The organism is Actinophytocola sediminis (genome assembly GCF_054779715.1).
Window position 1 is genome coordinate 78,749 of record NZ_BAAGXS010000079.1, and the last position, 23,679, is coordinate 102,427.

Here is a 23,679-nt window from a genome sequence, read left to right on the forward strand (position 1 = left end):
GACATCTATATAGTTAATATTTGATATTAGTTGGTGGGCCAGTGCGATGAAGGCGTCCTTCATCGCATGGCTTTCGCCTCGGTCAGCCGGCGAGTAGCCCCAGCAGGTCCGTGGGGCGGGTGCGGAGGCCCAGGCTGGTTATGCATTCCGCCACCGCGGTCGCGGCGCTGGCGGACAGCACGCCCGCCACGTTGTCGCGGAACTTCGTCCGCAGTTCCTCGACCGTGAGCGGGTGCTCCGGGCCGCCCCGGTTGACCAGCATCTTCACCGTCCACTCCCGACCGTCCGACATGGACGCCCGGACCACGGCGGGGAACTGGTGCGGGAAGATCGCCGTGCACTCGGCGTCCGCGACCACCTCGGCACACGCCATCAGCCGCCGCCTGCGCGGTTCGGCCAGCAACGCGGGGTCGTAGTCGGCGAGGCCCGCGCCGAGCCCGGAACCGCCGAACAGCCCCACCGCGGCCGCGTACGGACCGCTGAACTGCGCCTCGTACGGCGTGCTCGGCGTCCGCTTGCGCTCGATGGGCTCCCCGACCGTGCGCACCACCGAGGCGGGCACCCCGATGGTCAGCGACGCGACCTGGTCGGGGTCCACACCCTGCTCCCGCAGCGCCCGGCCCGCGTCGATGATCGTGTGCGTGAAGTGGTTGGCGGGATAGGGTTTGAAGAAGATCCCGGGCACCGCCCAGCGCTCCCCCAGCCCGTCGGTGATCTCCTCGGCGTTGAACTGACCGCGCAGGAACGCCTGGGAGAACCCGAACCTGCCCTCCAGCACCGTCGGCGGACCGGTGAACCCGTGGCGCACCAACTGCGCCGCGCTCACCCCGGAGTGCGCGGCCCACCCGCAGTGCAGGCGTTTGACCGTGCCGCCGGTGCGGTTGGCCTCGATCACCCCGCCCGCCATGGACACCGAGATCCCGATCGCGTTGGCGATGCCGTCCTCGTCCAGCCCGAGCAGCATCGCCGCGGCGACCGCGCCGCCGATCGCGCCACAGATCGAGGTCGCGTGCTGCCCGTGTTCGAAGAACACCGAGTTGCCGGCCTCACGGTCGTAACCCGCCATGCCGATGCGCACGCACACCTCGAGCCCGACCGCGATGGCGGCCAGCAGTTCCTCCCCGCCGGCGTCGACAGCCTCCGCGACGGCCAGCGCGGCCGGCACGACCGACGCGCTGGGGTGCAGGACCGACGGCAGGTGGGTGTCGTCGTAGTCGAGGGAGTGCGCGAGCACCCCGTTGGCCAGCGCCGCGAGCGCCGCCGGCACCCGCGTTCGCTCCCCGATCACGTGCGCCTGCCCGGCGCCGCCCTGGTCACGCACGTAGGCCAGCGCGGCGGTGCTGGTGTCCAGCTCGCGGGCGGCCACGCACAGGCCGAGCACGTCGAGCACCCGGTCCCGGACGCTGGCGGCCACCTCCTCGGGCAACGGCGTGCGCCGCGCGGTGTCGGCGAACCGCGCGAGGTGCTGGCTCAGCGTCCGCTCAGCCATCGTGGGCTCCGGGCACCACGGCCAGCGGACGAACCGGCGAGCCGGTCGCGCCGACCAGCTTCAACGACGAGAGCACGAACAGGAACTCGTGCACGCCGGCCGCGGCCACCTGTTCGAGGTCGAGCGTCTCGACGATGTGCACCCCGTGCTCCACCAACAGCACCCGGTGCGCGGGCAGCAGGCTGTGTCCCTGTCCTGGTGGCAGGCACTCGAAGGCGATGGTGTCCGCGCCGACCGTGTGCACCCCCGTGCCGGCGAGCCACTTGGCGCCGGCCTCCCCCACGCCGGGCACGCCGGACCCGTGCCCGAGGTACTCGTTCGGGTCCGGCGCGTCGAACCGGCTGCCCCAACCGCTGCGCACCAACGCGACATCGCCCTCGCCGAGCGGGGTTCCCTGCCGTTCCACGGTGCGTTCCAGGTCCGCGGAGGTGATCTCGTAGCCGGGCGCGCAACCGGGTAACCCGAGCGCGGCCGGCACGTCCAGCAGCACGCCGCGACGGAACATCGGCTCGATGGTCTCCGCGCCGAGCGCGCTCATCCGCCCGCCGCGCTGGGTGTCCTCGGCATCCAGCCCGCCGAACAGCCTGCCGTCGTGGGAGACGTGCGCGAACGCGTCGATGTGCGTGCCGACGTGGGTGCCGAGCGAGATGTGGTCGCTGGCCGCCGATCCGCCGTCCGCGCGGACGCTGTCCCCGTGCCGGCGCGGCAGCACGTGCCAGAACGGCGGGTGGTTGAGCGGCTGGGGCATGCCCCGGTAGAGCGGCCGGCCGAGGTCGAACACGCGTACCCCGCCGCCGAGCACGGCGTCCAGCCATGCCGGTGTGCCACTTGATGCCCTCATCGTCTGACGACCCCCTTGGTCGGTTCTGTTGGTCAGGTCGGCCGGTCGATGGCCGACGCGAGCGCCCGGCTGAACGCCACCGGGTCCTGTTCGGCCACGAAGTCGGTCGCGCCGGCCAGTTCGAGCGCCGCCCGGTGCGGGATCTCCGCGACCGCGCGGTCGTGCATCCGCCGGATACGGTCGGCGGAACCGGCCAGCAGCAGGTCGACCTCACCGGCCAGGCGCACCGACGCCCCCAGGTCGTGGCGCCAGATCGCCCGGTACGCGGCGGCGAAGTCCTGGCCGGCGGCCAGGTAGTCCGCCACCAACTCGGTCACCAGCGCGGCGTCGGCCAACGGGTACTCGGCGCTGATCCGCCGCCAGATCCAGCTCAGGTGCGCGCCGTCGGGGGTCGGCTGGTAGGGCGGCGCGAAGTTCGCCAGCCGGTCGGCCTTCTCCTCGCCGGTGTAGACCGGGACGCCGTGCAGCACCACGCCGGCCGCGCGGCCGGGTCGCAGCGCGGCGGCGTGCAGCGCGAACACCGCGCCGGTGGCCCGGCCGAACAACCACGGGTGCGCCACGCCGAGCGCGTCGGCCACCAGCCACGGCACGCCGGCGTAGTCCTCGACGGTCCAGTCCCCCGCGCCCGCCTCGGATCGGCCGTAGCCGGGGGTGTCCACGGCGATCGGCACGCAGAACTCGGCCAGCGCGTCGAGCACCCGGTGGTACCGGCGCGACGAGAGCGGGCTCTGGTGCAGCAGCACCAGCACCGGCCGGCCGCTGGTGACCTGCTCGGCGAGTGGGGCCGTGCCGGCGCACCGGTAGTGCAGCAACCCCCATGGCGCGCGCAGGTAACCGGCGTTCAACCGGCTTCCCCGACGGGCAACAGGTCGTTGCCGCTGGTGACCCGGAGGCAGGCGACGTCGTGCCCGTCGCCGACCCGGCGCGGCGCGACCGGGCCGGTCGAGCACTCGTCGATCTCGATCGGACAGCGTCCACTGAGGACACAGACGGTCGGGGCGGTGGACGGGTTGGGGATCTCGCCGCGCAGCGGGATGTGCTCGCGCTTCTCGCCGACGACCGCGCTCAGCGTCGCGGACATCAAGGCCTTGGTGTACGGGTGTTTCGGGTTGCCGAGCACCTCGGCGGTCGGACCCTGCTCGACGATCTGGCCAAGGTACATCACCGCCACCCGGTCGCTGATCAGGCCGACGGTGGCCAGGTCGTGGGAGATGAAGATGTAGGCGATGCCGTGTTCGCGCTGCAGGTCGCGGAGCAGGTCGAGTACCTTGGCGCGCACCGAGACGTCCAGCGACGAGGTCGGCTCGTCCAGCACGACCAGCTCCGGCTCGGTGATGATCGCCCTGGCGATGCCGATCCGCTGCTGTTGGCCGCCGCTGAGGTTGCGGGGGTAGCGCTGCGCGTGTTCCTCGGACAGCCCGACCCGTTCAAGCATGGCGATCACCAGTTTGCGGCGCTCGGCGTCGGACAGCTCCGGCCGGTGGATGATCAGTGGCTCCGCGACGGTGTCGCCGACCCGGATCCTCGGGTTGAGCGACTCATACGGCTCCTGGAAGACCACCTGCATCCGCGACCGCAGCGCCCGCATACCGGACTTGGACAGCCCGCCGAGCGCGGTCCCGCCGAAGCGCACCTCACCCTCGGTCGGCGTGATCAGCCCGAGCGCGATCCGCCCGAGCGTCGACTTGCCGGAGCCGCTCTCGCCGATCACCGCGACGGTCTCCCCCGCCCCGACCGACAACGAGACCCCGTTGACCGCGTGCACCTCCTTCCCACCCCGCCGAAACACCTGCCGAATCCCACCCAACTCCATCAAACTCACTGTTCCGCCTCCCCGGGATTAAATGTGTTGGTCGCGTTGGGGATGGCAAGTGCTGGTTGGGTGCGTACTTGTGGCTGGGTTGCATCACGTTCCCCTGAGGTGCGGTTGGGGAGCGCTTGTCCTGGGAAAAACAGAAGGTGGCTCATGTGCCGGCCTCCGTTCGGGTGGCCAGGGACCAGGGGGCGGGTGGGACGGCGGCCAGCAACTGTTGGGTGTAGGGGTGTTGGGGGGAGCCGAAGACCTCGGCTACCGGGCCGGACTCCACGACATGGCCCGACTTCATCACCACGACCTGTTGGCAGTACTGGGCGACCACGCCGAGGTCGTGGGTGACCAGCAGCAGCGAGCGGTTGCCGACCGCGATCTGTTCGTGGATGAGGTCCAGGATCTGGCGCTGTACGGTGACATCCAGCGCGGTGGTCGGCTCGTCGGCGATCACCAGCGGCGGGTCGTGCAGCATGGCGAGCGCGATCACCACCCGCTGGGCCATACCGCCGGACAGCTCGTGGGCATACCCGCGCAGCACCCGCTCCGGCCCGCGCACGTGCACCGACTCCAGCCGCTCCAACGCGAGCGCCCGGACAGCCTTGCGGTTCATCGGCCGGTGCGCGCGCACCACGTTGCCGAACTGCTTCTCCACTGACAGCACGGGGTTGAGCGAGCCGAACGGGTTCTGCGCGACGAACCCGATCCGCTTGCCACGCACCGCCCGCAGCTCCGCGCGGCTGGCCCGGACCAGGTCGATACCGTCGAACCGGGCACTGCCGGCGATCACCCGCCCGGTGGTTGGCAGCAGCCCGAGCACCGACCGGATGGTCACCGACTTGCCGGAGCCGGTCTCCCCGACCAGCCCGACCGCGACCCCCTGCGGCACCTCGAACGAGATGTCCTCGATCGCCCGCACGCCGGACAGCCGACTGCGGAACTCCGTGGTGAGACCGGAAACGGTCAGCATGTCAGCTTCCCTCCACCCGACGCTGGATGCCGTTGGCGAGCACGTTGAGGCTCGCGATCGCGACGAAGATCGCCACCCCCGGCCAGATCGCCACCCACCACTGCCCGGTCGAGATGCCCTGCGCGCCGACCTGGACCATCGAGCCCCAGGTGGGGTCGGGCGGGGACACCCCGACACCGAGGAAGTTCAGCGCGGCGATCACGATCACCGCGTTGGCCGCGGTGAGCGAGCACTGCACCAGACACACGTCCACGACGTTGGGCATGATGTGCCGGAAGACGATCCGGCGTGGCCGGGCACCGGTGGCCACGGCGGCCTCGATGAACCGACCGTCCCGAATGGCCAGTGCCTCGCCCCGGATCAGCCGGATGAACCTCGGCCCGTTGATGATCACGATGGCGTAGATGATGTTCTGGATGTTGTTGCCGGTCAGCGACACGATCGTCACCGACAGCACGATCAGCGGGAACGACTGGAACGCGTCCAGCGCGCGCATCAACCGTTCGCTCCACGGGCTCTTCGTGCTCAGCGGCAACCCGATCAGCAAGCCGACGATCAGCGAGGCGAGCGTGCCGCTCAACGCGAGCGGCAGGTCACGCTGTCCGGCAGCGACCACCCGGGAGAACACGTCGAACCCGTTGGCGTCGGTGCCGAAGATGTGCGCCCCGGACGGCTCGGCCAGCACGTTCGTCGGGTCCGGGGTGGTCGGCCCGTAGGGCAGCGGCGCGAAGAACGCCGCCAGCAACATCACCAGCAGCACCCCGCCGCCGAAGGCGATGCCCGGGTTGGCCCGCAGGAACAGCCACCACGACGGACCCGTCCTGGCCAGTGCCCGCTCACTCATAGCTCACCCGAGGGTCGAGTGCCAGGACCACCAGGTCCAGCAACAGGAACAGGGTCAGGGTCATCAGCCCGGCGGTGATCACGAAGCCCTGGATGACCGGCACGTCCACCTTCAGCACGCCGTCCAGCGCCCACTGGCCCATGCCGCGCCAGTTGAACACCCGCTCCACAATGGACGCACCACCGAGCAGCGAGCCGAACAGGATCGCCACATAGGTGATCACCGTGGTGCGGGAGGCGAGGAACGCGTAGCGCACCACGGTGCGTTCGCGCAGCCCGCACGCCCTGGCGAACTCCACCTGGGGCGTGGTCAGCGCGGTGCCCATGCTGCCGCGCGCGGTCTTGGCGAAGTAGGCCGAGTAGACCAGTCCGAGGGAGAGCACCGGCAGCGCCGCGTGCCCGAGCGCCGAGCCGAGGGTGTCCCAGTCGCCGCGGAACAGGCTGCCGAAGATCAGGAACGGCGGATGGTCGATGCCGGCCTCGACGGGTAACCGGCCGATCGGCGCCGGCGCCCAGCCGAGCAGGAAGAAGAACACGTAGATGGCGACCAGCGCGAGGAAGAAGTCCGGCACCGACTGCAGCGCGGAGGTGACCCCGCTCAACGCCCGGTCCGGCCAGCGGCGCGCGAAGTACGCCCCGGTGACACCGATCAGCAGGCCGAGTCCGATCGCGACGGTCAGCGACAGCACGACCAGCTCGATGGTGTTCGGCAGGAACTTGCCGATGTCGGAGAGCACCGGCTCGTTGGTGAAGAACGAGGTGCCGAGGTCACCCTGCAGCAGGTTGCCCCAGTAGGACACGTACCGGTCCCACAGCGGCTGGTCGAGGCCGAGCGCCCGGTTGACCCGCTCCACCTGCTCGGGGGTGGCGAAGTCACCGAGGATGGTGACCGCCGGGTTGCCCGGGATGAAGAACACCAGCACGAACGACACGCTGCCGAGCACGAACAGCGAGATCGGCACGATGGCGATCCGGACCATGGCGTAGCGCAACGCGGGATGCCGGCGGGACCACGACTGCTTACGAGTCCCGTTCGGACTTCCCGGCGGCGCGGTCTGCACTGTCGTCATAGGACACTGACCCCGCCGTCGACGGCGACCGTCTGCCCGGTGACCATCGCCGACCCCGGGGACGCGAGCCAGCGGACCGCGTCGGCCACCTCCTGGGCCTCGACCATCCGGCCGAGCGGAATGGTGGCGAGCTTCGCGGTCACGTAGGCCGGGTCGTCCAGCACGTCCTCGGTCATCGGCGATGGCACGATGGTCGGCGCGACCGCGTTGACCCGGATGCCCGCACCGGCCCACTCCACCGCGAGGGTTCTGGTGAGGTGGATGATCGCGGCCTTGGTCACGCCGTACATCGCCGAGCCGGCGATCGCGACCAGCCCGCCGGTCGACGCGAGGTTGACGATCGCGCCGCCGTGGCGCGCCAGCTCCGGGTAGGCGGCCTGGCACATCCGGAAGGTGCCGTTGAGGTTGACCTCGACCACCGGGTGCCACACCTCCTCGCCGACGTCCTGCGCCCGGCCACGGGCGTTGATGCCGGCATTGTTGACCAGCAGGTCGATCCCGCCCGCAAGCTCCACAGTGGACGCCACGGCGGCCAGGCAGGAGTCGCGGGAGCGCACGTCCACCTCGACCGCGTGCGCGGTGCCGGGGACCGGGGCACCGCTCAGGTCGGCGGCCACCACGGTGTAGCCGTGCTTGGCGAGGTCGGCACAGATGACGGTGCCGATCCCGCCGGTCGCGCCGGTCACCAACGCGACCGGTGCCCGCTCAGCCATGACGCACTCCCACATTCTCGGCTGCGGTCCACTCCGCGTCGGCGGACTCGGGCAGTGGCAACGACATCAGCGCCACGTCCGGACTCAGCGGCCCGTTGATGCCGGCCAGTCGCAGCAACGCCCAGAGGGTGGCCAGGTTGCTGCTGATCGCCGGCCGGTCGGCATCGGCCTCGATCGCGACCAGCGCGTCGAGCGTCCGCCAGTTCGTACAGCTGACCGCGATCGCGTCCACGTCGGTGGTGTCCAGCGCGGTCGCCGCCCGGTAGGCGGCGGCCGGCTCAAGGCGCCCTTTGTCCCGGTTGGACAGGATGTGCAGGTCGTTGCGCGCGAGGACCTCGAAGCCGGCCTGCGCCAGGTAGGCGACCGCGCCGTCGGCGACCGGCGCGACATAGGGCGTGGCCACCGCCAGCGTGTGCGCCGACAACGCGGTGAGCGCCGCGACCAGCGCGCTGCTGGTGGTCACGATCGGCACGCCGTGACGCCGGGTCAGGTCCGCGCACATGACCTGGTCGGAGTCCCGGCCGGCGAGGAAACTGCCGGAGGTGCAGGCGAAGGCGATCGCGTCCACGCCAACACTCGCCAGCTCGATCACCGCCCGTTCCAGCTGGCCGTGCATGGCCAGCAGGCTGGCCGCCTTCTCCTCGACCGAGGCGACCTCCGCGACGAACACCCTGGTGGCGAAGACGGCGACGTCACCGGGCAGGTGGGCGGCGAACTCCGGCTCGACGGTGGTGTTGGTGGACGGGACGATCACGCCGAGCCGGGCCCTGCTGCCGTACATCAGCCCTCCTCCGCCTTCGCCGCGGGACGCAACGGAACCCGGTAGCCCGGCTCGATCTCGGCCAGCAGGTCGGTGACCTCGTAGGCGAGATCCAGCCGCGCACCGGTGTCCGGATCGCGCAGGGTCACCGACCAGTTCCCGCCGAACCGGATGCGCCGGTCGATGCTGGTGTAGGTGCCGCAGTAGACCAGGTAGGAGTCCGGCAGGCTGGTCACCCGCTCGGCGAGGATGCCCAGGATCGTCGGCGGCGGCAGGAAGACCGCCGCCGGCGAGCGCTGGTACAGCTCGCCATCCACTGTGGACTCCAGGATGAGCCGTGACCAGGCGGACTCGATGTCCGCCCAGCGCCACACCCGCTGGCCGAGCACACTCGGGCAGTACTGCTTGGACCAGATGATGCTCTGCCGTTCGAGCTCCCGGTCGGTGTGGTCGGAGCCCACCCCGAGGTAGAGCTCACCCTCGCGCACCACGAGCACGAGCTCGGCCTCACCGGACGTGTCCGCGCTGTGCACGCCGATCGCGGTGTCCGTGGTGACCGAGTTGACCGCCATCGGGTAGATCCGCGGCGCCGGGATGTCGAAGGCGATCCGCACCCCGACGTCGGCGACCTCCTCCTGGTGGGCCACCGCGGCCGAGGCGTCCACAGTGGCCGAGCCGAGGTTGTACACCCGCGCCGGGGTCACCGTCAGCAGACTGTCCACATCGGAGTGCTGGTCGACCAGCAGCGAGAACGTGGTCACCGTCAGGACTCGTCGAAGATCCGGTCGAGCACGTGCGTCGCCTCTTCGACGGTCGGCACCCCGCCGGGCAGCGCGGAGAGCAGGATCGCCTCCAGCACCTCCCGCCGGCTCGCGCCCTCCTGCATGGCACGCCGCCCGCTCCAGACGATCCCGTCCGGGTCGCCCTTGACCGCCGTGGTGATGCCGACCAGCACCAGGTAGCGCGTCTTGAGGTCCAGCGCCCGTGGCGCGTCGGCGAACAGCAGGTCCGAGGCCAGCTCGTCGTACTTGTGCAGGATCTGCGGGTCGACCTCGGCCATCAGCTGGTGCACCGGCAACAGGAAGCCGCGCTTGGCCTTGACCTTCTCCAGTGCCTGCTCGTCGGTGATCTCGGTGGTAGCCATTGTTGGTTCAGATTTCCCTTCCGGCGAGTTCGCCTTCCCAGATGGCGTTGAAGATGCGGCGCGGCGAGACACAGTCGCCGATCGCCCGTACTGACGTCTTTCCCTTCAGCTCACGGAAAAGCGCGTCATCGGCGGCGTTGCCGGTACTGAGCACCACCGCGTCCACCGACTCCCTGGTGCTGAGCTGCCCGGTCCAGACATCGCGCAGCACGACCGAGTCCTCGACGATCTCGGCCAGCTCGTGGTCGGTGACGAAGGTGATGCCCTTGTTGCGCACGCGGCGGTAGGTGGCCTGCAGGTCGCGGCTGGCCTCCAGGTCCGGCGAGACCTGCGGCAGGCGGGTGACCAGGGTGACCTCGTGCCGCCGGTCGGCCAGGTACTCCGCGGCCACCATCGGCTGCCGCGCCCCGGTGTCGTCGAAGATCAGCACCCGGGGGCCGAGCTGCGCGGTGCCCCCGAGCACCTCGTTGATCGAATACACGTTCCACTGGTCGGTGCCGGTGACCGCCGACCCGTCGCCCCACGACGCCGGGTGCAGCGAGCTCCAGCCGTGCCGCAGCGGGGTGGAGCCGGTCGCCACGATCACCTCGTCGTAGCCTGCGCCCGCCAACTCACCCGGCTCGACCCGGTGGTCGAGCTTGACGTCGACCGTGGTCTGGCCGAGTTGGGAGATCAGCCAGTCGGTGATGCCCTGCCACTCGGCGTAGGTCGTCGACCGGCCGATCAGCCGGACCTGGCCGCCCAGTTCCGTGTCCTGCTCGAACAGCGTGACCTGGTGCCCGCGCTGCGCCGCGGTCAGTGCGGCCCGCATGCCAGCCGGTCCACCGCCGACGACCGCGACCCGCTTGTGCGCCGAGGCTTCGGTGAGCGTGCCGACGCCCAGTTCGGCCTCCCGGCCGACGGCCGGGTTGTGCACACAGGCCAGCGGCGAGTTGACGATCGAGGCCATACACCAGTTCGCGCCGACACACGGCCGGATCGCGGTGGCGTCGCCTCGCTGAGCCTTGTTGGCCCACTCCGGATCGGCGATCAGCTGGCGCGCCATGCCGACCATGTCGGCCTTCCCGCTGGCGAGCACCTGCTCGGCGAGCTCGGGGGTGTTCATCCGGCCGACCACCACCACCGGCAGCTCCGGCACCGCTTCCTTGATCCGCGCAGTGTCCTCGATCTGGAACCCGGCGGGCTGCGGCGTCGCGCCGTAGATGTTCATCCGCTCCATGTAGGTGCCCCGGGTGACCGAGATGTAGTCCACCAGCCCGGTGTCCGCGATCGCCCGCGCGATCCGCGCCCAGTCCGCGTTGGACAGTCCACCTGGGACATCACCGTCGCTGCCGTTGATCCGCACGCCGACGATCCGGTCCCGGCCGGTCTCGGCCCTGGTCCGCTCGATGATGTCCACGATCAGCCGCAGCCGGTTGTCGAAGCTGCCGCCGTACTGGTCGGTGCGGTGGTTGGTCGCCGGGGACAGGAACTGCCCGAGCAGGTAGCCGTGGGCCAGCCCGTGCACCTCGACCCCGTCCAGATCACCCTCCATCGCGTACCGCGCGGCGAGCACGTAGCCCTGGATCAGCTCGTCGATCTCCTCCTGCTCAAGGACATGCGGCATCTCCCGATAGACCGTGCACGGCACCGAGGACGGCGCCCACACCGGCAGCCGGTTGACCGTGCCGCTGGTCTCCCGGCCGCGGTGCCACGGCTGGGCGAGCAGCAGCGTGCCGTGCTCGTGCACCGCGGCGGCCAGCTTCTTGTAGTTGGGCACCACCGCCGGGTCGAACGCGAAGATCTTCCCCTTGTACGGCTGGGTCGTCGGGTGGACGGCCATCGCCTCCATGGTGATGACTCCGACACCGCCCCGGGCGCGCTCGGCGTAGTAGTGCACGTGTTGTTCGCTGAAGTTGTGGTCCTTCACCAGCTGCGTGCTGTGCGCGGTCATCCAGACGCGGTTCCTGGCGACCTTCGGGCCGATGGTGAGCGGGCTGAACAGGTTGGGGTACTCGGCCACCGCGGTCATCCCTGCTTGAGTGTGTGCACGAACATCTCCCCGTTCGGCGCGTGCTGGTAGTTGGTGAAGCCCTCGCGGACGGCGTGCACGAAGTCCCGGTCCACCAGGTAGATCAGCGGCGGGTGCTCGACCATGACCTCCTCGGCGTCCGCGGCGAGCGCGTCGCGCTCCTCACCGGGCGAAGTCACGCCGATCTTCTTGGCGAGCGCGTCCAGGTCGGCGTTGGCGTAGCCGTAGGTGTTCAGCTCCGAGAACGACGAGTTGTAGAGGAAGATCGAGTAGTACGGGTCGGCGACCGCCGGCGGCTCCAGGTAGAGCAGCGCCTGGAAGGTGCCGTCGTGGAAGATCGTGTTGATCTCCGTGGCGCTGGCCACCGTCTGGATCTTCACCTCGATGCCGATCTCGGCGAGCTGGCTCTTGAGCAGGATGGCGATCTGCTCGGCCTCCGGGCCGGGCCGGCTCGGGCTGATGTCCAGGGTGATCGCGAGGTTGCCGACCCCGGACTCGGTCATCAGCTGCTTGGCCTGCGCCAGGTCGTGTTCGTACTTGCCGTTGTCGGAGTGCTGGATGCCGTAGGCCTGGCTCAGCCCGTAGGCGGCTGGCTTGTTGAACCCGCGGTACACCGCCTGCACGATCGAGTCCCGGTCGACCGCCAGCGAGACCGCCCGGCGCACTTCCGGCTTGCTCAGGTTCGGGTCGTTCGCGTTGAGCACCAACGGAATGCGGTCGGCCGAGGCGCAGGTCTGCACGTCGACGCCCGGGGTGTCCTTGAGCTGCGCGTACTGCTCGTACTGCAGCCCGGTGCCGTAGTTGGCGTTGCCGGTGGACACCAGCTGCGCGCGGCTGGAGGCGTCCGGCACCGAGAGGAACACCAGGGACTTCACGTCACCGCGCTCGCCCCAGTAGTTCGGGTTGGCCGACAGCGTGAGCCGGTCGCCGGCGGCGAAGTCGCCCGGCTTCTGGGTCCACGGGCCGAAGGTCGCCGAGTTGTCGACCAGGTACTCCTTGCCCCACGGGTCGGCGTCGGTGACGTTCTTCTTGACCTCGGTGCTGTCCAGGATCCGGAACTGGTGCCAGGTCAGGACGGCCAGGTCCATGGCCGACGCGGCGTCGAGCCGGATCTCGAAGGTCTTGTCGTCGACCACCGCGATCGGGTCCGCCGCGTAGTCGGCGACGTCCTGCATCAACGTGCTCGGCGTGCCGACCTCCAGCGCGATCAGCCGGTCGAAGGTCCACTTCACGTCCGCCGAGGTCAGCACGTTGCCGGCGGCGCTCTTCGCGTCGCGCAGCTTGACGGTGATGACCTTGCCGTCCTCGCTGCGCTCAAAGGACTCGGCGAGCTCGCCGGTGATCTGGTCGACGTTGGCCAGCGTCTCGCAGCCCTGGCCGGGCAGGTCCTCGGTGCCCCAGCGGAACAGTGAGCTGCCGAACTCGAAGCCGATGTTGCGGGACGGGTCGCCCTGGTAGTCGGCCGGGTCGAGGCTGGTCGGCAGCCCGGTCAGCGCGTAGGTGAAGGTCGCCGACCCGCCGCCGCCATCACCGCCCTCGCCCCCGGACGAGCCGCCGCAGGCCCCGGCGACCAGGGCCACGACGAGTGCGAGCGCGCCGACGCCCGTTGCCCGCATGCCCCGAGAGGACGCCCGTGCCGTCTGCCCGAAAGAAGATCTGATCATCGCGCACCCTCAGCTTGTTCCAATGAGCGGGACACCGGTAAAATGTTGTTCCAGATTTGACTGCTGTTATCCGCCGGTGTCAAGCCCCACCGCCGAACGGAACACGCCTGTAACCCGCGATCCCGGGCCTTCTCCACGCTCGCGAAGGAGCCACGATGACTACTCCCCGTGATCTGCATGCGCCGGTGCGCGCCGGGCGGCTGGAGTTACCCAACCGGATCGTCATGCCGGCCCACACCACGAACTTCGCCGTCGACGGCGGTTTCTCGGCGCGCCATCTCGCCTATCACCGAGCGCGCGCAGCCGGCGGCGTCGGGCTGATCATCACGGAGGGTATGCGGGTTCATCCGACGAGCCTCGGGCGCGCGAACACCGTGTCGGCCGCCGACGACCGGATCGTGGCCTCGCTCGGCGAGCTGGTGCGCGTGGTGCACGCCGAGGGCGCGAAACTCGCCGCGCAGCTGCTGCACGTCGGCCGGCAGGCGGGCAGTCACCTGATGCTCACCGCGCCGTGGGGCGCGTCGCCGATCCCGTGGTCACCGACGGCCGCGGTGCCCCACGAGATGACCGCCGAGGAGATCGCCGAGGTGGTCGCCGCGTTCGGCGCGGCGGCGGCCCGGGTCGAGGCCGCCGGGGTGGACGCGATCGAGGTGCACCTCGGGCACGGGCACCTGCTCCAGCAGTTCCTCTCCCCCGCGAGCAATCACCGCACCGACGCCTACGGCGGCAGCCTGGACCACCGGCTGCGCTTCAGCCGGGAGGTCCTCGACGCCGTACTGGCCGCCACGTCGCTGCCGCTGATCCTGCGGATCAGCGGCGACGAGTTCCTGCCGGGTGGGCTCGACCTCGACCAGATGCTCACCGTGGTCGAGCGGCTGGCCGCCGCGTACCCGATCGACGTGCTGCACGTCAGCCACTCGGCGTATGTGGCCACCACGAGCGTGGCCACCCAGATGGCGGACATGAGCTTCCCCGAGCTGCCTTTTCGTCACCTGCCGGCGGCGTTCAAGCGGGCCTTCCCCGACCTCGCGATCCTCGCCGTCGGCCGGGTCGACACCCTGGACAACGCCCGCCGGCTGATCGCCGACGGCGACGCGGACCTGGTCGCGCTCGCCCGGCCGCACATCGCGGTGCCGGACCTGGTGGCCCGTGACCGGGACAACGCTCCGGTCCGGGCGTGCATCGCGTGCAACCAGGGCTGCGCGGGCCGGCTGGAGCTGGGCCTGCCGATCAGCTGCGTGGTCAACCCGGAGGCCGGCCTGGAGCGGGAGTGGGCCGCGTTGCGCGCGGCCGCCCAGCACGCCCCGCACGGCCGGATGCTCGTGGTCGGCGGCGGCCCGGCGGGCCTGGAGGCCGCCAGTGCCGCGGCCATGATCGGCCACCGGGTGACCCTCGTCGAAGCCGAGCCCGAACTGGGCGGCGCGCTGCGGTACGCCGCACGCCTCCCGGTGCGGGCCAAGTTCGGCCAGCTGATCGACGAACTGGCCCGGACCGCCCGCCACCACGACGTCGAGATCCTGCTCAACACCCACGCGGACCCGGCTTTGCTGGCCGACGACTGGGACCACGTGGTGCTCGCCGTCGGCGCGACGGACCCGGTCCACGACCGCGAGTTCCCGGTCGTCCCGCTACGCCGGGCGGTGACCGACCCGGCCGCCACCGGGCCACACGTGGTCCTGGTGGACGAGGACGGCGGCACCACCGCGCTCGCCCTGGCCGACCTGTTGGTGAGCCAGGGCAAACAGGTCACCATGGTCACCGACCGGGCCGCGATGTCCTGGCGGGTCCCGGTCTACTCCCGCCCCGCACTGGTGGAGCGATTGCGGGACAAGGGGTTCAGCGCGATACTGATGCGCGCGCCGCGGCGGATGGCCGGCGACACGCTGCTGTGTCGCGACCCGCTGTCCGGACAGGACCAGCGGATCGAGCACGTCGACTCGATCGTGGTGGTAGGTGTCCCGACCGCCGTAGTCGTCGACGAGCTGCGTACGGCCGTTCGGGGGAGCACGGTGAGCGTGGTCGGCGACGCATACACTCCCCGCACCGCACTGGAAGCCGCGTTCGACGGTCGTCTCGCCGGCTTGGCCGCGGCACGAACCCCGGAAACGGCAGCCGCCGCGGCGGCGCTGCGCGGGCAACTGTGAACGAATCGGAGAGGGACGAGCATGCAGTCGGTTGATCGGGTCACGGCCGTGCTGATGTGCTTCACGGACGGCGAACCGGAGCTGGGGGTGACCGACATCGCTCAGCGCCTGGAACTGCCCAAAAGCGCGGTCCACCGGGTGTTGGAGGCGCTGACCAAGTCCGGGATGACCAACCGGGTGCAGGAGCGGGGGAAGTATCGGCTGGGCCCCCGGGCCACCGAGCTGAGCCTGGCCGCTCTGGGCACGGTCGACGTGCACTCGTTGGCGCTGCCGGTGATGGAGGAGCTGCGGGACGCCACCGGCGAGACGGTGACGCTGAGCTTCGCGATCGGCAGCCGGCGGGTGTACGTGGCGCAGGTGGAAAGTCGCCAGGACGTGCGGATGACCGTGGAGATCGGCAGGCGCGCGCCGCTGTATGCCGGCGCGTCCGGCCGCGCGATCCTGATGACCTTCGACGAAGGGGACCTCGACCGGTATCTGACCAAGGTCGAGCTGACCCCCCTGACCGACCAGACCCCACACGACCGCAAGGAGCTGGAACACATCCTCGCGATCGAACGCACCCGCGGCTACACCGACAGCTCCGGCGAACGGGATCCTTACGCCGCAGCGGTGGCGGCGCCGATCGTCGGCCGTAACAGCAGGGCGTTCGGCTGCTTCAGCGTCTGCGGCCCGCGCGCCCGCCTGGATGAACGCGCCCGCGAAACCTGCGGCCCAGCCGCCATCGCCGCAGCGGACCGCCTGACCGAAATGCTCCGCGGCAACTGAAGTGCCGCGGCGAAGGGAACGGCGGGCAGGAAGCCGTCGCGCTGGTCCAGCACAACCTGCTGCACCCCGGCGAGCCGATCGCCGCCGACCACCGGTTCGTGCGACACGCGGTGTTCTCCGCGCCGCAGGTCGCGTCGGTCGGCCTGACCGAGGAGCAGGCGCGTGAGCGCGGTGCGCGGCACGTGGTGTCCCGCCAGGAGTACGCGGGGATGGCCTACGGCTGGGCGATGGAGGACACGACCGGGTTCGCCAAGCTGGTCGCCGACCCGTCGACCGGCCAGTTGCTCGGCGCGCACATCATCGGCCCGCAGGCCTCGACGCTGATCCAGCCGGTGATCCAGGCGATGAGCTTCGGTCTGGACGCGCGAAGCATGGCGCGCGGCCAGTACTGGATTCACCCGGCGATGCCGGAGTTGATCGAGAACGCACTGCTGAACCTGCCGCTCGACTGACCGTTCCGTCACGTTCGACAAGATCGCCGATCGCGTGTTGAATGGGAATCGTGCGCGTACTCTTCGCGACCTCCCCCGGTGTTGGCCATGTGTTCCCGACGATCTCCCTAGCACACGCGCTGCGTGCCGCCGGCCACGAGGTGCTGATGGCGACCGCGGGCGGCAAGGAGGCCGCGAACGCCGGCTTGCACGTCGTGGACACCGCGCCAGGTGTCGACATCGGCGCGGTGTTCCAGCAGGCGGCCAGCGAGCAATCCGAGGAGTTCGACTACAGCACGGACGTCGACACCGAGAAGGGGTTGGAGTTCGTCGGCGCGATCTTCGCCAAGTTGTCCGGCGTGTCCGTGGACCTGACCGTGTCGGCGGCCGAATCGTGGCGGCCGGACGTGGTCGTGTACTCGTCGATGGAGGGCACCGGGCCGCTGGTCGCCGCGAAGCTCGGCGTGCCGGCCGTGTCGCACGGCTTCGGGTTCGCCGACGAGGCGTCGATGACCGAGGCGATCTTCAAGAAGATGGTCGAGGAACGCGAACGGCATGGCGTGCAAGGGTTTCCCGAGGTGCGCGAGTCGATCGACGTGGCGCCGCCGAGCATGGTCGACCGGCCGGTGCGCGGCTGGCCGATGCGGTACGTGCCGTACAACGGAGGCGGCGTGCTGCCCGAGTGGGTGCTCGAACGGCCCGCGCGCCCGCGCGTCGCGGTGACACTCGGCACGGTGCTGACCCAGGTCGGCGCGCTCACGTCGTTGACCAAACTCTTCGACGTGGCACGGCATCTGGACGCCGAGTTCGTACTCGCCCTCGGCGACGCGGACCCGTCGCCACTGGGAGAACTGCCGGACAACGTGCGGGCGGCCGGGTGGGTGCCGCTGTCCGCGCTGCTGCCGACCTGCGCGGCGCTGGTTCACCACGGCGGGGCCGGCTCGACGCTGACCGCGATCGACGCCGGAGTCACGCACCTCGTGCTGCCGCACGGCGCCGACCAGTACATGAACGCGGACGCCGTGGCGCGGCGCGGGCTCGGTCTGCGTTCGGAGCCGGATCAGGTGGACGCGGAGCTGATCGACCGCCTGCTCACCGACCCGGGGCTGGGCCGGGCCGCCTCCGAGGTGGCCGACGAGATCGCGACGCTGCCGAGGCCCGCCGACCTCGTCCCGAAAATCGCCGGCCTCGCCTGACTTTGCCAGGGGTGCACACCGTGGCGTGCACTAATTAGCGTCCATCGCCGCGCGCACCCCCGCCCTGCACGCACCGCAGCTCGGAATCGTTCATTCGCCGAACCGGCTCATCTCCCAGATAAGTCAGTCGTCCAGCACGTAGACTTCCGTGCGTTTCTCGCCAGGAATCTGAAGCGTTACTGACCTGTCTTCGCATGTCAGATAGCTATTAGTGAGCCAAACAGGCGGAGTAAACTTCTCCTCGGGGTGCACGGGGCGCAACCAGCGACGACGCTACCCGCCGTTCCGTTTGACGTACTGTCAGGGGCATCGACCAGAGCCCCGCCACGGCACCCAACGACGAGATCGACTAATTGTGAGACCTCGTTCTCACGCGCAGCCTGGCCGAATGCGCGCGGTTTGGCAGCACCTGCGGGGCGGGTCAAAAAGGCGGCGGGTCCGGGTCTGCGATGGGTTCTGCTCGGTGGGAGCCGTGCACGTTGGCAGCTCGGCCCGAATCTGGTCGCGTAGTGCGGCGGGTGGGGTGTAGCGGCGTCGGCTGACATCAACGGCTACGCCGGTCTTCGGGTCGGTCAAGATCCTTCGCCAGGTCGCGTCGGTCTGGCCTGCGAGGACCAAGGCCCGCTGCGCGGGCAGATCCCACGTTACACCCTGGATCGGGTTACATCACCGCGCAATCACAGATCCCACCAGAGATGACGGGGTGACGCGTCGAAGGCAGGGTCAGGCGGACTGGCGGGTGGCGAGGACCCGGTCGTCGCTGACCACGCCCTGTTCGATCGCGTAGCGGATCAGCTCGGGGCGGCGGCGCAGGCCGGTCTTGTCCCGGACCCGCTCCAGGTAGCTGCGTACGGTCCGCACGCTGATCCGCAGCGTCTGCGCGATGTCCTGGTCCCGGTCCCCCGCCACCAGCCGGGTCAGCACGTCCCGCTCCCGCGCGGTCAGCGACGCCCGCGACTCCGCCAGCCACGACGGCACCGTGGCCGGCGCGGGCGCGCCCGGATCGGTCAGCCGCGCCCGCTGGCCGGACGCGATCCGGCGGATCGCGGCCAGGATCGCCGCGCTCTCCGCCTGCTTGCTCAGGCACCCGTGCGCGCCGGCGGCCAGCGTGCTGTGCACCCAGCCGACATCCGTCCGCGCGGACAGCACCAGCACCCGGTGCCCCATCCTGGTCAGCGCCCGTACCGCGTCGGCGTTGCGCATGACCGGGAGGTCCGGGTCCATCACCACGATGGAGTTCGACCACCGCCGCCGCGCCGCGAACCGGGCCACCGAGTCGCCCACAGCGTCCACGACCATGTCCGGCGCGGCCTCCAACAGCCGGAGCAGCGCCGCGCTGAACTGCGCGTCGCCTTCCACCACTCCGACCGGAATCCCCTGTGCCCCCACCCGGACCTCCTCGCACCACACGTTTGCCAGTACGGCGAACGTAACGAGCATCCGCGCGTGGTGCTGGTGGCTGTTCGTCCACCATTTCCGGGTTCCCAGGTCACAGTTCGTCGGCGAGCACAAGTCCGTCCTGTATCGCGCGGGCGACCAACGCCGCCTTGGTCGGCGCTTCCCGCCCCACGTTGGCGTATTTCACCCGGACGCGCTCAAGACACGCGTTCACTCGGCGGACCGTCAGATTCAGCCTTCTGGCAACCATGTCCTTGGACTCGCAGTGGAACCACTCCAGCAACACCTCGCTCTCCCTCGGCGAGAGCCGGGGGCGGTGTGGCCGGTCATCGGTGCCGAACGCGCCGGAGAGCATCGGCGGCGTGTACGGGGTGTTGGTCGCGGCCGCCTCGACCGCGGCGACCAGGTGGTCCTCGCCCTCGGACTTGGTCAGGTAGGTGAACGCCCCGATGTCCAGGCAGGTCAGCACGGTCTCCCGGTCGGCCCGCATGCTGTAGACCACCACCTGCCGGCCGGCGTCCACCAGGCGCTTGAGGTCGCCGTAGGCCGGGCCGGTCACGTCCAGCTGCAGGTCGAGGATCACCACCTGGGCGTCGCTGCCCGGCCGCAGCCAGGCGACGCCGACGTTCGCCCCGGACGCCAGCACCTCGATCGGCGGGTCCGCGAACATGCACCACGCCCGCACCCCGGCGACCACCGCGGGATGGTCGTCCACCACCACGACCGTGGTCATACTTCCCCTCGACCTCCCTGCCATGTCGCCTGTACCCACAACCGGTCGCCGTCCAGCATGGTCGATGTCCGGATCTGGTCGGTGTTGGGCACCGGGACCGCCTGCGGCGGGCAGTCCGCGATCACGCTCACCGTCACCGTCCCGTCCGAGCCGGCCACCGTGAGCCGCACCCGGCCCTTGGCGGTGGCCAGCGCGGCGATGGCCGGCTCGGTCAGCACCCGGCGGACCGCGAGCGGGATTCCCGGCCGTATCCCACACTCGGCGAACGACACCGAGACACCGTTGCGCTCGGCCAGTTCGATACACGCGCCGAGCTCGTGCAGCAGCGGGTCCGGGGCGGTGGCGTCCTCGGCGAGCAGGCGGCGCATCTTGGCCGCCTCCACCGCGCAGCGCCGGCGCACGTCCTGGTCGCCGGGGTCCAGGATGTTGTCGGCGATGCCGCGCAGCAGCGGGACGGTGGTGTCGGCCAGCCCGGCGTAGCGCTCGACGCGGTCCTGGTGCAGCTGCTCGGCGACCGCCTCGGCGGTGCGGACCTCCTCCTCGGCGCGCGCCGCCCTGGCCGACGAGGTGGCCAGGGCGCGCAGCACGGCGGCGATCAGGCCGACGGCGAACTGGTAGCCGAGCACGATCGCGGTCGCGCTCGCCAGGCTCGCGATGGGCACCCCGCTGTCGCCGCCGAGCGCGGCCTGGGTGAAGGTCATCGCGTACTGCGCGATCACCACCCCGGCGAAGACCGCGACCCGGACGTCCAGCAGCAGCAACACGATCGTCCAGGCGGCGTCGCCCTCCGACCAGTGCAGGACGCCGAGCCGGTGTTCGGGGGGCACCGACTCGGTCGCCAGCGCCGACAGCGCGAACACCAGCGCCACCAGCGCCCACCGCCACCGGCCGAGGTCGCCGCCGCGCCGCAGGTGCAGCCCGACCCCGACGGTCACCGCGACCAGCCCGCCCCAGGCGAGGAACTGCGGCCACACCGCCCGGTAGGCGTCCAGGTTGGTGAGCAGCTTCGGCAGGTCCAGGAAGGTCAGGATCACCAGGTTCATCACCACGATGGCCCAGCGCAGACCGGACAGGAACACCGAGCCGATGACCTCGGTGTCGTCGCCGGCGAGTTCGGCTGGCGTGCGGGGGCAGGTCAGCCGGACCCGGGTGCCCCGGCCGGGTTCGCTGGTCACCTCGGCCCGGCCGCCAGCCCGGTCCATCCGCTCCACCAGCGACCGCGCCAGGCCGTAGCGGTGGCGGGGCAGCCGGTCGGTGTCAAACCCCTGGCCATCGTCGACCACCTCGACCACGACCAGTTCGTCCTCGAGGCGCACGGTCACGGTCGCCTCGTCGACCCCGGCGTGCCGGACGATGTTGGTCAGTGCCTCCCGGGTGCCGTGGCACAGCAACACCGCGGTGACCGCGGGCATGCGCAGCGACTCCGGCAGCGCCAGGTGCACCCGCAGCGGCGTCAGCCGGCAGACGTCGCGCAGCATGGTGATCAGGTCGACCTCCCGGCTGGACACCACGGACGGTCCGCCGATCACGTCGAGATCCCGCGCCGCCTGGTCGGCCAGCCACTGCTGCCGGTCGGCCGCGACGCCCGCGCCGACCATCAGCAGGGTGGCGGAGGCGGTGTCGTGCAGGGCGGCGAGGTACTCCCGCTCGTCGACGCGGCGGGAGGCGGCGACGGTGGCCTGGCGGCGCACCTGTTCACCGCGGGCCACCTGTTGGTCGGCCGATCTGGCCGCGCGGCGGACGAACCGGTAGATGGCCAGCGACAGCACCGCCTCCATCAGCAGCCACAACTGCAGGGGCACCGCCGCGAGCCAGTCGTCCGGGCGGGCCAGGGCCGAGCCGGTGAGCAACGCCGAGGCCACCACCACGGAAGCCGCCGCCAGCGCGGCCGGGCCGATCTGCCAGGGATAGCTGACCACCGTGATGCCGACCGCCACGAGCACCCAGTTCGTGCCGCCGGCACCGACCTCCGGCGAGGTGATCCACAGCTGGCTGAGGCAGATCGCGCAGGCGACGACGACGTCGGCGGGCACCAGCCAGTACCGCGCGCGGTAGGGGCCGCGCACCATCGTGGTGGCGTAGACGGCGTTCCACAGGTTGAGGGCGAGCACGACGGCGACCGCGAGGACGGGTTGCGGGGCCGGTTCGACGAACAGGGACACCAGACTGGCCGCGCCGACAACGGACAGTCGCAGACCCAGCGCGGCGCGCAGGCCCTGCCGTGCCAACCCCCGCTGCGCGGACCCGGTCAACTCGCCCCCGTGACCCGTAATCGTGGCCTTTCGGCGTCCCGCATCCCGCACCTGACCACGACCGGTGATCGTAGCAGTCGTCGGTGAACGGTCCACGAACGCGCGTATCCATCTCCCGGGGAAGTGACTAGGCTGTTACAGATGGTTACCCCTGAACCGTGGCCCATCGACCAGCTGCCGTTGGTGGGCGGCCCGGACCTGCCGCTGGGCATCTTCTGGCCGCCGCACCCGTACGAGGTCACCTTGGCGCGCTACCAGGAGATCGCCGCCGCCGGGATGAACTTCCTGATCACCGGCAACTACATGTTCGACCAGTTCATCAACCGGCGCGCGCTGGACCTCGCCGGGCAGGCCGGGCTCAAGGTGCTGGTGAACGCGCCGGAGCCGCGGCTGTCGGCGATCACCCACACGCTGTCGGTCGACGACAACCCCGACGCGGCGCTGCGGATCAGCACCGCCGACGCACGCCGGTTGGTCCAGCAGATGGTCGAGGACTACCAACGGTTCCCCGCCTTCGCCGGCTTCGACGTCTACGACGAACCGCCGCAGGCCAAGTTCCCGACGACCGCGGCGGTGACCGCGCTGGTGCGGGAGGTGGCGCCGACCCTGCTGGCCTACAGCAACCTCGTGCCGGGCAACGGCGCGAGCTACGCGGCGATGGTGGCGCGGTTCATCGACATCGTGCACCCGCCGGTGCTGTCCTTCGACCGCTACCCGATCCTCACCGGCGGCGTGGTGGACATCAACTACTTCGACAACTGGGCGATCATCCGGCGCGCTGGGCTGGCGGCCGGCATCCCGACCTGGGTGTACCTCCAGTCGGTCAAGTACGCCCGGCACGAGCTGCCGACCGAGGCGCAGCTGCGCTGGCAGGCCAACATCAGCCTGGCCTACGGCGCCAAGGGCATCCTGTACTTCACCTACTGGACACCGGATCCGGCGCGGGGCGAGGCGTTCGAGTCGGCGATCATCACCCGGGACGGGCAGCGGACCCCCCTCTACGACGCCGCGACCACGCTCAACCGCCAGTGGCTGACTCCCGTCGGGCGTGAGCTGAAGCCGCTGGTGTCGGTGTCGGTGAGCCATGCCAACGACGACCCGCTGCCGCCGGGAACCGAGCCGTTCGCCCCCGACGACTACGTGACCGCCGTCGAGGGCGGCGCGGTGGTGCTCGGCCAGTTCCGCGCGGCGACCGACGACGACACCGATGACGGCACCGATGACGGCACCCGGTGGCTGCTGGTGGTCAACCGCTCCGACCGCGCGGAGACGACCGTGCGGCTCACCTTCGGTGCCGGCATCGCGCGCTCCGGCCGGTTCCACGCCGGGCCGATGGGCTACAAACCCGCCGGCGGCCCGGCGTTCGTGCAGCTGGCCGCCGGCGGGGCCGCCCTGTTCCGCCTCGACGCGCCCTGAGGCGGATGCCCTGAATGGGGCATTCGGGA

General features: G+C 70.6%; 20 protein-coding genes and 1 pseudogene. 5 read left to right on the forward strand and 16 right to left on the reverse strand.

Annotated features, from left to right (window positions below):
- Positions 1 to 82: 82 nt before the first annotated feature.
- The 13 genes from ACYVIP_RS37165 to ACYVIP_RS37225 all read right to left on the reverse strand — a co-directional run bounded on the left by ACYVIP_RS37165 (position 83) and on the right by ACYVIP_RS37225 (position 13,312).
- Complete coding sequence (locus ACYVIP_RS37165) at positions 83 to 1,489, reverse strand: MmgE/PrpD family protein (RefSeq protein ID WP_460405142.1); 1,407 nt, start codon at positions 1,487 to 1,489, stop codon at positions 83 to 85.
- Positions 1,482 to 2,330, reverse strand: a complete 849-nt coding sequence (locus ACYVIP_RS37170; protein ID WP_460405144.1) for a cyclase family protein — start codon at positions 2,328 to 2,330, stop codon at positions 1,482 to 1,484. Before ACYVIP_RS37170 ends, ACYVIP_RS37165 begins: the two co-directional genes overlap by 8 nt.
- Before the next feature lie 32 nt (positions 2,331 to 2,362).
- Positions 2,363 to 3,175, reverse strand: a complete 813-nt coding sequence (locus ACYVIP_RS37175; RefSeq protein ID WP_460405146.1) for an alpha/beta fold hydrolase — start codon at positions 3,173 to 3,175, stop codon at positions 2,363 to 2,365.
- Positions 3,172 to 4,119 carry an ABC transporter ATP-binding protein gene (locus tag ACYVIP_RS37180; protein WP_460405148.1) on the reverse strand — a complete coding sequence of 316 codons (948 nt, stop codon included), beginning with the start codon at positions 4,117 to 4,119 and terminating at the stop codon, positions 3,172 to 3,174. Before ACYVIP_RS37180 ends, ACYVIP_RS37175 begins: the two co-directional genes overlap by 4 nt.
- A gap of 175 nt (positions 4,120 to 4,294) precedes the next feature.
- Positions 4,295 to 5,107: an ABC transporter ATP-binding protein gene (locus ACYVIP_RS37185; RefSeq protein ID WP_460405150.1), complete on the reverse strand. Its 813-nt coding sequence runs from the start codon at positions 5,105 to 5,107 to the stop codon at positions 4,295 to 4,297.
- 1 nt (position 5,108) lies between these two features.
- Positions 5,109 to 5,951: an ABC transporter permease gene (locus ACYVIP_RS37190; RefSeq protein WP_460405152.1), complete on the reverse strand. Its 843-nt coding sequence runs from the start codon at positions 5,949 to 5,951 to the stop codon at positions 5,109 to 5,111.
- Complete coding sequence (locus ACYVIP_RS37195) at positions 5,944 to 7,020, reverse strand: ABC transporter permease (RefSeq protein WP_460405154.1); 1,077 nt, start codon at positions 7,018 to 7,020, stop codon at positions 5,944 to 5,946. The genes ACYVIP_RS37190 and ACYVIP_RS37195 overlap by 8 nt, the downstream gene beginning before the upstream one ends.
- Positions 7,017 to 7,733: an SDR family NAD(P)-dependent oxidoreductase gene (locus ACYVIP_RS37200; protein WP_460405156.1), complete on the reverse strand. Its 717-nt coding sequence runs from the start codon at positions 7,731 to 7,733 to the stop codon at positions 7,017 to 7,019. The genes ACYVIP_RS37195 and ACYVIP_RS37200 overlap by 4 nt, the downstream gene beginning before the upstream one ends.
- Positions 7,726 to 8,514, reverse strand: a complete 789-nt coding sequence (locus ACYVIP_RS37205) for a maleate cis-trans isomerase family protein (protein ID WP_460405158.1) — start codon at positions 8,512 to 8,514, stop codon at positions 7,726 to 7,728. Before ACYVIP_RS37205 ends, ACYVIP_RS37200 begins: the two co-directional genes overlap by 8 nt.
- On the reverse strand, positions 8,514 to 9,254 hold the full coding sequence (locus ACYVIP_RS37210; RefSeq protein WP_460405160.1) for a DUF2848 family protein: 741 nt from the start codon (positions 9,252 to 9,254) through the stop codon (positions 8,514 to 8,516). The genes ACYVIP_RS37205 and ACYVIP_RS37210 overlap by 1 nt, the downstream gene beginning before the upstream one ends.
- 2 nt (positions 9,255 to 9,256) lie before the next feature.
- Positions 9,257 to 9,637 (reverse strand): carboxymuconolactone decarboxylase family protein, encoded by a 381-nt coding sequence (locus ACYVIP_RS37215; RefSeq protein ID WP_460405162.1) that lies wholly within the window; start codon positions 9,635 to 9,637, stop codon positions 9,257 to 9,259.
- 7 nt (positions 9,638 to 9,644) lie between these two features.
- Positions 9,645 to 11,648 carry an oxidoreductase gene (locus tag ACYVIP_RS37220; protein WP_460405164.1) on the reverse strand — a complete coding sequence of 668 codons (2,004 nt, stop codon included), beginning with the start codon at positions 11,646 to 11,648 and terminating at the stop codon, positions 9,645 to 9,647.
- On the reverse strand, positions 11,645 to 13,312 hold the full coding sequence (locus ACYVIP_RS37225) for an ABC transporter substrate-binding protein (RefSeq protein WP_460405166.1): 1,668 nt from the start codon (positions 13,310 to 13,312) through the stop codon (positions 11,645 to 11,647). The genes ACYVIP_RS37220 and ACYVIP_RS37225 overlap by 4 nt, the downstream gene beginning before the upstream one ends.
- A 155-nt stretch (positions 13,313 to 13,467) precedes the next feature.
- Between ACYVIP_RS37225 and ACYVIP_RS37230 the strand changes: the two genes are divergently transcribed.
- The 4 genes and pseudogenes from ACYVIP_RS37230 to ACYVIP_RS37245 all read left to right on the forward strand — a co-directional run bounded on the left by ACYVIP_RS37230 (position 13,468) and on the right by ACYVIP_RS37245 (position 17,851).
- Positions 13,468 to 15,456 carry an oxidoreductase gene (locus ACYVIP_RS37230; RefSeq protein ID WP_460405168.1) on the forward strand — a complete coding sequence of 663 codons (1,989 nt, stop codon included), beginning with the start codon at positions 13,468 to 13,470 and terminating at the stop codon, positions 15,454 to 15,456.
- A gap of 21 nt (positions 15,457 to 15,477) precedes the next feature.
- A complete protein-coding gene (locus tag ACYVIP_RS37235) occupies positions 15,478 to 16,224 on the forward strand; it encodes an IclR family transcriptional regulator (protein ID WP_460405170.1) in 747 nt (248 codons plus the stop codon).
- A gap of 41 nt (positions 16,225 to 16,265) precedes the next feature.
- A pseudogene (locus ACYVIP_RS37240) lies at positions 16,266 to 16,676 on the forward strand (mycothione reductase); the annotation flags it as partial.
- 50 nt (positions 16,677 to 16,726) lie between these two features.
- Positions 16,727 to 17,851, forward strand: coding sequence for a nucleotide disphospho-sugar-binding domain-containing protein (locus ACYVIP_RS37245; protein ID WP_460405172.1), 1,125 nt, complete (start codon positions 16,727 to 16,729; stop codon positions 17,849 to 17,851).
- Between the two features lie 723 nt (positions 17,852 to 18,574).
- Here ACYVIP_RS37245 and ACYVIP_RS37250 read toward each other — a convergent pair.
- From ACYVIP_RS37250 to ACYVIP_RS37260, 3 genes are read right to left on the reverse strand one after another with little or no spacing between them, the layout of a single operon-like run.
- Entirely contained in the window at positions 18,575 to 19,291 is a 717-nt protein-coding gene (locus ACYVIP_RS37250) for a LuxR C-terminal-related transcriptional regulator (protein WP_460405174.1), read from the reverse strand.
- 49 nt (positions 19,292 to 19,340) lie between these two features.
- Positions 19,341 to 19,982: a response regulator gene (locus tag ACYVIP_RS37255; RefSeq protein ID WP_460405176.1), complete on the reverse strand. Its 642-nt coding sequence runs from the start codon at positions 19,980 to 19,982 to the stop codon at positions 19,341 to 19,343.
- Positions 19,979 to 22,234, reverse strand: a complete 2,256-nt coding sequence (locus ACYVIP_RS37260; protein WP_460405178.1) for an ATP-binding protein — start codon at positions 22,232 to 22,234, stop codon at positions 19,979 to 19,981. Before ACYVIP_RS37260 ends, ACYVIP_RS37255 begins: the two co-directional genes overlap by 4 nt.
- Positions 22,235 to 22,375: 141 nt before the next feature.
- Here ACYVIP_RS37260 and ACYVIP_RS37265 point away from each other — a divergent pair, with 141 nt between their 5' ends.
- The gene (locus ACYVIP_RS37265; RefSeq protein WP_460405180.1) at positions 22,376 to 23,650 is read left to right on the forward strand and encodes a hypothetical protein; all 1,275 of its coding nucleotides are present in this window, start codon (positions 22,376 to 22,378) and stop codon (positions 23,648 to 23,650) included.
- Positions 23,651 to 23,679 lie beyond the last annotated feature (29 nt).